The sequence below is a fragment of the Brevundimonas sp. M1A4_2e genome (assembly GCF_053345555.1).
Genome location: NZ_JBKFAI010000007.1, coordinates 131150 through 140578 on the forward strand (window position 1 = coordinate 131150; position 9429 = coordinate 140578).

At 64.4% G+C, this 9429-nt stretch carries 9 protein-coding genes; 5 read left to right on the forward strand and 4 right to left on the reverse strand.

The genetic code is table 11. From position 1 onward, the window contains the following. Positions 1 to 63 precede the first annotated feature (63 nt). Entirely contained in the window at positions 64 to 528 is a 465-nt protein-coding gene (locus tag ACLBV5_RS14070; protein WP_447606055.1) for a MucR family transcriptional regulator, read from the forward strand. A 2-nt stretch (positions 529 to 530) separates the two neighbouring features. Continuing rightward, positions 531 to 746, forward strand: a complete 216-nt coding sequence (locus ACLBV5_RS14075) for a hypothetical protein (protein ID WP_447606056.1) — start codon at positions 531 to 533, stop codon at positions 744 to 746. A gap of 48 nt (positions 747 to 794) precedes the next feature. Here the strand turns inward: ACLBV5_RS14075 and ACLBV5_RS14080 are convergent, their stop codons facing one another. The 4 genes from ACLBV5_RS14080 to ACLBV5_RS14095 all read right to left on the reverse strand — a co-directional run bounded on the left by ACLBV5_RS14080 (position 795) and on the right by ACLBV5_RS14095 (position 7726). Continuing rightward, positions 795 to 3233, reverse strand: a complete 2439-nt coding sequence (locus ACLBV5_RS14080; protein WP_447606057.1) for an alpha/beta hydrolase family protein — start codon at positions 3231 to 3233, stop codon at positions 795 to 797. Positions 3234 to 3240: 7 nt separating this feature from the next. Next, positions 3241 to 6183: a TonB-dependent receptor domain-containing protein gene (locus tag ACLBV5_RS14085; protein WP_447606058.1), complete on the reverse strand. Its 2943-nt coding sequence runs from the start codon at positions 6181 to 6183 to the stop codon at positions 3241 to 3243. A 63-nt stretch (positions 6184 to 6246) separates the two neighbouring features. Further along, on the reverse strand, positions 6247 to 7224 hold the full coding sequence (locus ACLBV5_RS14090) for a FecR family protein (protein ID WP_447606059.1): 978 nt from the start codon (positions 7222 to 7224) through the stop codon (positions 6247 to 6249). A gap of 13 nt (positions 7225 to 7237) precedes the next feature. Next, positions 7238 to 7726, reverse strand: coding sequence for an RNA polymerase sigma factor (locus tag ACLBV5_RS14095; protein WP_447606060.1), 489 nt, complete (start codon positions 7724 to 7726; stop codon positions 7238 to 7240). A gap of 83 nt (positions 7727 to 7809) precedes the next feature. On the opposite strand from ACLBV5_RS14095, the gene ACLBV5_RS14100 reads away from it, so the two are divergent. The 3 genes from ACLBV5_RS14100 (at position 7810) to ACLBV5_RS14110 (ending at position 9346) form a co-directional block, all read left to right on the forward strand. After that, positions 7810 to 8031: a helix-turn-helix domain-containing protein gene (locus ACLBV5_RS14100; protein ID WP_200168042.1), complete on the forward strand. Its 222-nt coding sequence runs from the start codon at positions 7810 to 7812 to the stop codon at positions 8029 to 8031. Between the two features lie 48 nt (positions 8032 to 8079). Then, the gene (locus ACLBV5_RS14105; protein ID WP_200168043.1) at positions 8080 to 8283 is read left to right on the forward strand and encodes a helix-turn-helix domain-containing protein; all 204 of its coding nucleotides are present in this window, start codon (positions 8080 to 8082) and stop codon (positions 8281 to 8283) included. A 475-nt stretch (positions 8284 to 8758) separates the two neighbouring features. Beyond that, complete coding sequence (locus ACLBV5_RS14110) at positions 8759 to 9346, forward strand: reverse transcriptase domain-containing protein (RefSeq protein ID WP_447606061.1); 588 nt, start codon at positions 8759 to 8761, stop codon at positions 9344 to 9346. Positions 9347 to 9429 lie beyond the last annotated feature (83 nt).

Below are 9429 nucleotides of genomic sequence, written 5' to 3' on the forward strand. Positions count from 1 at the left end.
GGGCCTGTCAGGCGGCGGCGTTACAGGATATCCAAAGCGTGACCTTTTATATGGAGCGCTAACTTGGACGACGCCATGACGCCCGACCGGGATCTTCTCGACATGACCGCAGACATCGTCGCGGCCTATGTGACGAACAACAAGATCGACGCCGCAGCGCTACCCGCCCTGATCACCTCAATCCACGCCGCCCTGGGTTCGACGGGTTCGGAGCCCGTGGAAGAGGTCGAGCCGGTTCAACGGCTGACGGCCGCGCAGGCCCGCAAGCTGATCACGCCCGGCGGCATCATCAGCCTGATCACGCAGAAGCCGTTCAAGTCGATGAAGCGCCACCTCTCAATTCACGGCCATACGCCGCAATCCTATCGCGAGGCTTTCGGCCTCCCTGCCGATTTCCCGATGGTCCACCCGGAATATGCCAAGGCGCGATCCGATCTCGCCAAGGCGATGGGGCTCGGCGCCGGTGGACGTCAGGCGGCCAAGCCGGCTCCCAAGGGTAAGCCGGGCCGTAAGCCGAAGGCCGGCTGATTATGGCGTCGTGGCAGGTCGCGGCATTGCTGTTCGTCGGGTTCGGCAGCCTCGGTCTGCTGCTGACGATCAGCAAGCAGCTCGACCGGCTGATCAAGGAGGTCAGCCATCTTCGGATTGAGCATCGCAATGCGACCGGCGTTGAACCTGCCGGAATGACCTTGGCGCGCGAGCGGGGGGATGAGCGACGCTGGTCGGATGACGAAAGCGGACGTTGAAATGTCGCTCAGGCTATAGCGATCAGGGTCGCTATAGCCTGAGTGGGGTCAGTCCATTTTGCTGGCTAGGGCAGCGGGCGCTAGGGGGAGCTGTTTTGATTGAGGACGCTGCAGAACCTCATCCAGCCATGCCCATGCGGTGTCGTAGAAGTCGCGAATGTTGGCCGGACTGGAAAGGATGTGTCCTTCGCCCCTGTAGGTGACGAGGACGACATCCTTCTGCTGTCGGTAGAGGGCTGAGAACAGTTCCTCGGCCTGACCCGGCGGCACATAGTCCCGATCGGCCGTGAACAGCAGGACAGGCGCTGAATTGCGACCTGCGGCCAGAGCGGGACTGTTGCGCACATAGCGGTCGGCGTCCGCGAAGGGCGGAGACCCGAGACCTCCTTGGCCCGTCTCGACCCAGCCTGCCCGAGATCGAACCGGCAGTCCGTCCTCCGGTGAAAGAGATGGCTTTAGGGAAAACTGCCCCCAGGCGCTGAGTAGATTATAGGGGCCGTTCGCTGCGATGACGGCGGAGAAGCGGTCCGATTGGGTTGCAGCGGCGACGGCCGCAAAGGCGCCGAAGCTGTGCCCCCAGAGGACGACGCGGTCGGGGTCAAACGCCCCCAGAGGCGCCGCGGCGTCTACCGCCCTCAGGATGTCGTCCGCCATGCCGATAGCGGGTTCGCCTCGTCTGTCCGGTCTGGGGAGACTTGGGATCAGTACAGCATAGCCGGCCGCCGTCATCAGTTGAACATTGGAGGTCAAGCCGTCTTCCGGCGAGGCTGGCCGGTATGCGGGCTCGCCAGGATAGGGAATGACGATCAGGGTGGGCTTGCGATCGCCCGTCTTGAGCGGACGATAGAGCCAGCTCACGAGGGGACTGCCGTCCGGAGACTGGTGGGTCACCGCCTCGGCGGAGGCGAAGGATATCTCCGCGAGCCGATCATTCAATCGGAGCATCGGGGGGGCGCCGTCCAGGGCGAGCGCCTCGCGGTTGCGGTCATCCCGCGTCGCGACGACAGTGCGCTGTTCGCCCGCCGCGGTGATCCGGGAAGACATCTTCATCCTGGCGCCGATCATGGCGCCGGAGGCCGTATCGACCCGCCACATCTCTTCGCCATCACCCGTCAACGTCCAGTCCCGTTGTGGCGGGCTGTTGAAGGAGAAGCGTTGACCCCGACTGAACAGGGCAGTTGTCGTACTCGGCCGGGCGCGGACCGCCCTTCCCAGTCGTTTGGCGCGACCCTTTTGGTCGACGGACCAGGCCTCGGCGCTGGATTGCACGACAAGGCGGTGTGGGGATACCGCGACAAGCGAGGCGGAAGGCGTGGTCAGATTGGCGGTCAGCACCTGCGGGCCAGCCTTGGTGAGGGCGACCCAGTCTCGCCGTTCGCCATTCTGGACATAGAGGACGGGCGTCTCGCCAAGCCAGTCCGCACTGACGAACTGGGTACGCAGTCCCGTCTCGACCCGCGCTGGCTTGAAGCCTCCGAGCGCCGTCGGGGTGGCGGCTTTCCGTTTCGGATCGATCTGCATCAATCTGCCGTCCGACCAGGGCTCGCCGTCCTGCCTCGCCCAGACCAGAAGGCGATTTCCGGAGGGCGACCAGGCCAGGAGCAGGGGGGAAATGTCCTGTCCGGGCAGGGGCTCCCAGGTCTCGCCGCTTTCGAGGTCGACGAGGGTGAGCTCGCGCCTCTCCGAGAAGTCACCTTGGAGGAAAGGGATGTCTGGATCGAACGGACGGTCGCCTGCGAACCTCACGGCAGCGGCGAAGCCTCCGCCAGGCGCGATTTCAAGGTCGTGGAAACGGCCTGACGCCAGGGTCCGTTGTTGTCCGGAGGCGGCTGACACCAGCACCAGACGCGAGTCCGCAGGCTTGGGGTTCAAGTCCAGAAAAGAGCCGCCCGCGATCAAGGTGCGCCCCGGATGCAGTCCCTCGCGGGTCGACCGCCAAAGCTGGTTCATCCGATCCTGGACGTGGAACCCCTGCCGTAGCATCGGGGGGAGATCACTGTCGGCGCGCTGGATCATGACCAGGTCGTCACCGTTACGCCATTGCGCAGATCGGCCCCACATGGCGCCCTCCGGCGTGCCGGAGAGCCATTGGACCTCGCCGGTGACCGTGTCCGCGATCCCGGCCGTAAAGGTGCGGTCCCGCAGACGGTAGATCAGCAGTCTGCGGTCGTCGGGCGACCAGGCGCCGATGACATGGCCCTTGCCTTCGACCTCAGACAGGAGAGGTCGCGGCGCGGCGCTGCCGTCGGACCGGGCGATCAGAATTTCGGAGCGTAGCACCATGTCCAGGGCGTCATACTCATAGGGTCCGGCGCCGAGGGTTGGACCGATCCGCTCGAAAGCGACGGTCGTCTCCTGTGGCGACAGCGACACCTGGCCGAACTGTTCGATACGAAGCAGGTCTTCGACGGTGAAGGGCGTGGCGAGAGCCGGTCCCGATCCGCAGATCAGGACCGCGCTCGCGGCGGCGAGCAGGGTACGAAGCATGGCGGACCTACCAGCGCTTGGTCAGTTGCAGCGCGAAGGTCCGGCCCAGGGGATCGGCCTGCCCGGCGTCGAAGCCTATGCCGGTTGTGGCGTCATAGAAGGGCGGGTCTACATCGAAGACGTTCCGCACGGAGGCCGTCAGGCTGAGCCCCTCGCCCCATGAACCGGAAGGCGTCCATCCGACCTGCATGTCCGTCGTCGTCCAGGAGCCGATCCGGGACTCCAGAAGGTCGCGATAGCCGCCGACATGGTTCACCGCCACCCGAAGTGAAACATCGTCTCGCACCCAACGACCGGAGATGGTGCCGCGCAGATCGACCGGAAAGCCGTAGGTGTCGACAAGGTCGATGGTCGGCGCGGCCGTGGTGATGCGGCGCTTGTAGTCGATCATGTAGGAGGCCGTGGCTTCCAGGGTGAGCTCGCCGCCGGCCAGGTCCAGATCGTAGGCGGCGTAGCCGTCCAGGCCGCGCACCTCGACCGACGAAGTGTTCAGCCAGCGAGCGTCGACGATGACGCCGAAGGCGTCCGCCGGGAGAACCCCCGGCAGGAGGAAGTCCGGGCTATTGATCAGGGCGTCCACGGCCGCCCGATCGGCGGCCGAGTTGCGGTCGACCCTGCGCACAAAGGGCGCGAGATTGGGATCCAGCAAGACCTGGGAGAGATTGTCGCGAGCGGGGCTTCCGATCTGATCGGAGAAGACGATGTCGAACCAGGTGGCGCCGGTCCGGAAGGGGCTGTCCTTGGGCCGATAGTCGAAGCCGAAAGTGAAGGTGTCCGCCGTTTCGGGCTTGAGGTCCGGATTGCCGCCGCCTTCGAACAGGGCGACTTGCTGGCCGACCGTATCGGCGACGAAGGTCGCTGAAATGTAGCGGCGTTGCGCCAGTTCGGTCATGGCCGGCGCGCGAAAAGACGTCCCCCAATTGGCGCGGATTTTTAGATCCTCGACCGGGGTCCACATCAGACCGATCTTGGGATTGGCGGTGGAGCCTATGTCGTCATAGTCCTCCAGGCGCCCCGCGAGGGAGAGCTCGAGTTTTTGCACGCCAGGAATGGCGTTGTCTGGACCGATGAGCGGCGCGCGAACCTCGACGAAGGCTGCGGCGACCTTGCGGTCCTTGTCCGGGGATCGGGTCGAGAGCGGGGTGAGGCCGGAGGTGAAGGTGAGGCCGCTGTTCTTCAACGCCTCCGTTCGGAACTGGGCGCCGACCGCGACCTTCACGTCGCCAGCGGGCAGCTTGAACGCCGTGCCCTGGACGATGAGGTTGGCGGAGGCGACCTCGCTTTCGTCAGTGTAGCGGTTCCAGCCGCTGGAGATGAAATCCAGGACCGTACGAGAGTTGGCCGCACCGGAGCCAAAGAGGTTGAGATAGCCGTCGCGCGGCGCGGAGAAGGCCGTCGCCGGATTGTCTGCAGTGTTTCCTAGAGCCTCCTGCAGGAAGGTGGACTGAATCATGCCGCGACTCCCGTCGACGGTCCGCTCGGTGCCATAGGTCAGGAAGGCTTCGGCCTCCCAGTCGGCGGGTAGGAAGACCCGTGCGCCGAGGGTGGCGCCGAGACTTCTAGCCCGGCCGGAGCGTCGCAAGGTCCCCAGGTCTTCACCGAAGGAATAGGCGATGCTGTGCGAGGTCGCGCCGGTCGGAGACACGAAGTGGGGATTGGCCGTCGTGACGGTCGCGATGGCGGTCGGGGTAATGCTCTCGGTTTCGAACTCGCGCTGACTGAAGCGGAGATCACCCGTAAGCTCGAGGTGCGCACCGACCTGCTGCCGGGCGTAGAGATAGGCCGCGTGGCGATCGAACTCCGGAATGAGCGCAGCGCCCGCGCGGGTGTTGTCGTAGTTCTGCTGGCCGGCCGCGAAATCCGCTGCTGAAACTGCGACGCCGCCGGTTCCCGGGCGGATGGCGTGGGTGACCACATAGCTGCTGCTGGCGTTGTCGAAGCGGACGATATTGCCCGGGACGCCGTAATAGGTCCGGTGGTCCGTGCCGCCGAAAGGCCTGAGGTCGCCTGTCGCAGTATAGGGGCGGTCCAGGGTGCTCAGCGCGTTCTGGCGCTCGAACTCGTAGGACAAAAGCGCCTGGCCGGTAGACCAGGTCCGGCCGATGGTGTGGGCGGCTATGACGGACTCGCCGCCGCCTTTTGAGGCGCCGACGCGCAGGCGGCTTTCCTGACCGTCGAAGTCCCGCCGAAGGATGATGTTGACCACGCCGCCGACGGCGTCGGCGCCATAGAGGGCGGAGGCGCCGTCGAGCAGGACGTCCACGCGCTCGACGGCGGCGGTCGGAACGGCCGAGACGTCGGCGAAATCACCTCGGCCGCCGGCCCCGGCCATACGGCGGCCGTTGACCAGCACCAGGGTGGAGTCCGGCCCGAGACCGCGCAGGTTCACGCCGGTCGCTAGGCCCGAATTGCTCTGCATCGGATCCGAACCGACCAGGGCCGCCGTCGGCGTGCCGCTGCCGGCATAGTTCTGGGGCAGGGCGGCGAGGGCTTCCGCGATGGTCGCGCGGCCGGTTCGATCGAGATCGTCGCGCCGGATCACCGTGACCGGGGAAGGGGTGTCGCCTGGGCCGCGCAGCAGGGTGCCGGTGACGACGACGTCGTCGACGAGCACGGCCTCCGCGAGTTCATCCCGGGACCCGCGTTGAAGGACCCAGGCGCCGCTGGACGACTGTATCGCCAACAGTCCGGAGCCCGCGAGGAGTTGGTTGAGGGCGGCGTCGGCGGACATCCGCCCGCTGAGACCGGGGGAGCGACGGCCCGCGACCTGGTCCGAGGTGAACATGAGTTGGCGGCCGGCCTGACTGGCGTAGGCGTTGAGCGCCGCCGCCAGAGACCCGGCCGGAATGGAGAAGTTGATTTGAGCTGGCGTCGGGGACTGGGCCTGGGCGGCGCCGGATATGGCCAGTATGGCGACGCCCGTGAACAGGCTGGAACGGTAGGCGGTCATGATGTCTTCCCCCACGACGCAACAGCGCGTCGGGGAAGAGACGGTTTACGTGGGGGCTGACCCTCACCTCTGCGCATTATTCCTTGAGCTGACCAAACGTACCTTGCCGTCAGCCTCTCGGATCGCCTTCAGATTGAACAGATGCGCCGCCGCCGAAACAAAGGCCGTCCGGTCTCCGCTGCGGAAGACCCCGTTGATCGGCGTGTTTGCCGCGGCGGGCGCTTCCAGAACAATGGGGGCGGCCAGGTAGCGGTTCACCTCGGCGACGGCCTCGGCCAGAGGCGTGTCCACGAAGGTCAGTTCTCCGGTGGTCCAACTCGTCGCAGTGTCGGCGTTCACGGTCGAGATCTTGGCCTTGCCCGATTTGATCGCCGTCTGTTGGTTCGGCAGCAGCCTCTGAGGTGCGTCCTTCGTGGCGGCCTGCACCACGTCGACGGCGCCCGACACGAGAACGACCCGCGTCTCTGCCCCCACGCGACGCACTTCGAATACGGTCCCGACCGCCGTCACGGACGCGTCTGTCGTCGAAACCACGAAGGGGCGGGCGGGGTTGTGCGCCACCTCGAACAGGGCCTGGCCCTCGGCGAGCTCGATGCGACGTTCTCCCTCGGTAAAGCGGACCCGCATCCTGGAGGCGGTGTCCAGGCGGACGCGGGACCCGTCAGCCAGTTGCAGGACACGCTGCTCGCCGACGCCGGTGGCGTAGGTGTCGCGGCCTTGCCAGAAGAAGACGCCTGCCGCGAGCGTGGCGGCCAGAGCCGCGGTCAGGCCGACTGCGCCGATCTGTTTGGCGCCGAAGCGTCTGGGACGCCGACGCTGCGCCTGCTCGAGCGCAGCCTGGATATCGGGATCGCCCGCCAGATCGCCGGTGCGCGACCACAGCTGCTCCGCGCGCCGATAAGCTTCGGCGTTCGCAGGATGCTCACGCCACTTGGCGAACTCCTGGATTGTGTCCAGCGAAATGGTGCGCGTGCCCAGCCGCGCAATCCAACTGGCCGCCTGGTCGTCGGCGGCCGTTCGTGTCTTTACCTCAGCCGGCATTGCAGCCCCTGGACTAGCGTCGGAGTTGAGCATCGACCTGTTTCAGCGCGCGCGTGATACGGCGCTCCACGGTCTTTACCGACAAATCTAGTCGTGCTGCGATCTGCTCGTTTGTCAAACTTCCGAAGCGGCTGAGCATGAAAATATCTCGCTCGGGTTGCGGAAGCTTGAGGACCAACTGCTTCAGAAGGACGGCTTCGGTCTGGGATGGGGCGTCGGTCCAGAGGGGCGCGGTGGCGGCGTGGCGACGTTGTCTTTGAGTGCGTCGGCCTTCTTCGGCCACGAGGTTGGTGGCGATCCGGAGGAGGAGGGACTTGGGGTGACGGACCTCGCCGCGCGCCTGGTAGGGGGCGATGCGGAGGTAGGTTTCCTGGACGACGTCGTCCGGGCTTTCTACGCCGAGCCGCCGCAACCGGGCGGCTAGCCAGCCAGCATGGCTCAGATACAGGTCAGCTAGCCCTGATGTGCTTTTCCCAAGTCTGATTGCAGCCTGATCTAGCATCAGTCCCTCACTGACACGCTCAGGAGGCAAAATGACACGATTAGGGGACAGATAAAAGAGTCGGGTACGCCTCAATTGTCGGGATGGCCCTCATCGCCCTCCTGGGTAGGAACATACGGCGGTATCGAAACGCCCTAGGCATTTCTCAGGAAGAGCTCGCGTTCCGTGCCGGCATGAAGCGGAGCTATGTGAGCGGAGTAGAGCTCGGTACACGCAACCCGACGGTGCAGGCCCTGGAAAGGTTGGCAGGCGCGCTTGATCTTGATCCGCGCTCCCTTCTGGCCCCGGACAGCTACATGAAATGACACGTCTGGTGGGCAGCCAATCTCAACCTGTGCCGGTCTTCTGCGCGCATGGACGTGGTAGCCCTATTAGGCCGCAACGTGCGCGTCCTCAGGACAGCTGCAGATCTTTCGCAAGAGGAGCTGGCGTTTCGAGCCAGCATGAAGCGAAGCTATCTCAGCGATCTCGAGCGCGGCACGCGAAATCCCAGCGTTAGGGCGCTGGGACGTCTTGCCGCTGCGCTGGGCGTGCCGCCGAGCCGGCTTCTGGAGTAGTCTCTAGCGTGCCTGACCCAATCGTGTGGGCGCGTGAGTTGGACCGTTCCCTAGAAACTGGCGCTCACGATGCTTGGTCCGCCTACAGGCTATTTAGGCGAACTGGAACCGGGGAGCCGCAATCCGCCACTCAAGGTCGTCAACCGCATAGGAAAGGCCTTGGTTAGAGGCCGCGTTTCTGAACTTTAGGATCCTTATCCAATCAACGCTGAGGCAGGGAGCTTGGCGGTCGTTCCACTCGTCTTCGCAAGGCGATCGGGAGGAAACTGAGCTTCTTAGGTGCCTCAAGCTCGACAGTGGTTCGGCGAGATTGTAAGCGTAGCCTAAGGCCCACAGGCAGACTTGTTGTCGCGTTATTGCGGCATATGAAACAACGTCAGGGCGTCAGCCCTATGACGCTATACGCGCCGATGCGATTGGTGCTGATCATGCGTAGGAGTGCCTGTGGGCCGTTCTCCTATTGAGAAGGGCTCGCGTGTCTACACTCGCTGCGTTGAAGAACGTTCTGACGCTCCGCGATATGGCTGGGTTGCTTGACGTGGAGCCCCGACAGTTGTCGTTCGCTCTATATAAACTGACGCCCCAGCAGAAATACGACACGTTTGAAATTCCCAAAAAGGGCGGCGGGGTCAGGACGATCCACGCTCCACGCGGCGTGCTCAAGGACATTCAGGCGCGTTTGGCGGCGCTGCTCTACGACTGCGTCGATGAGATTCAGGTGGCAAAGCCGCGCCGGCCTGTTTCGCATGGCTTTCGTCGATCGCTCTCGATCATCACTAACGCCGCACGCCACACAAATCGGCGCTACGTCTTCAACCTCGATTTGGAAGACTTCTTCCCGACGTTTAACTTCGGTCGCGTACGGGGTTTTTTCCTCAAGGATCAAGACTTCCTCCTAAGTGAAAAGGCAGCGACTTTGATCGCCCAAATTGCCTGTCGCGACGGAGCGTTGCCTCAAGGCAGTCCGTGTTCGCCGATCATTGCGGATTTGATTGCGCACATTCTCGACGTCCGTCTCCTGAGCCTCGCCAAAACGAGCAAGGTTACTGACGTGACCCCCTGAAACTCCTCCAGGAATAGCTAGAGTCCGCCCTAACGAAGGACGGACAGAATGAAGCGATCAAGGTTCACGGAAGAGCAGATCAT